This is a genomic window from Pseudomonas psychrophila, assembly GCF_001043005.1.
Lineage (GTDB): Bacteria > Pseudomonadota > Gammaproteobacteria > Pseudomonadales > Pseudomonadaceae > Aquipseudomonas > Aquipseudomonas psychrophila.
Genome location: NZ_JYKZ01000096.1, coordinates 1 through 552, shown reverse-complemented (window position 1 = coordinate 552; position 552 = coordinate 1). Strand labels below are relative to the sequence as shown.

General features: G+C 57.4%; 1 pseudogene. It reads left to right on the top strand.

Annotated features, from left to right (window positions below):
* Positions 1–12 precede the first annotated feature (12 nt).
* A pseudogene (locus TU76_RS24255) lies at positions 13–552 on the top strand (helicase-related protein); the annotation flags it as partial.

The window sequence follows — 552 nt, the reverse complement described above, 5'->3', positions numbered from 1 at the left end:
CCACTCAAGTGAGTTCTGATGTCCGCAACGCTGGAAGGCGCTCGGCTCTCGAAGATTCTGAATGACGCGCCAGTGATTGCCAGTGAAGGGCGGATGTATCCCGTCTCCACGATCTGGGGAAGCCCATATCAACCTGGCCAGCCTATCGACACGCGGGTTACGGATGCCTGCTTAGCCGCCATCAATGAGCAGTCGGGAAGCATCTTAGTTTTTCTTCCAGGGCAGGCAGAGATTCGGCGGGTAGCTGAGTCCCTCAAAGAGCAACTGAGCAGCCAGCCAAAAGTGATGGTATGCCCGCTGTATGGTGACCTTGATCTGAACGCACAGCGCGCTGCGATAGATCCGGCGCCTCCTGGCTCTCGAAAGATCGTCCTGGCCACCAACATCGCTGAGACCAGCTTGACCATTGAAGGCGTCAGGGTGGTGGTGGACAGTGGTCTCGAAGGAGTGCCGAAGTTTGATCCTCGTAGTGGCATGACCCGACTCGACACGAAGCGTATCTCGAAGGCTACCGCAACTCAGCGTATGGGACGAGCTGGGCGTTTGGAACCG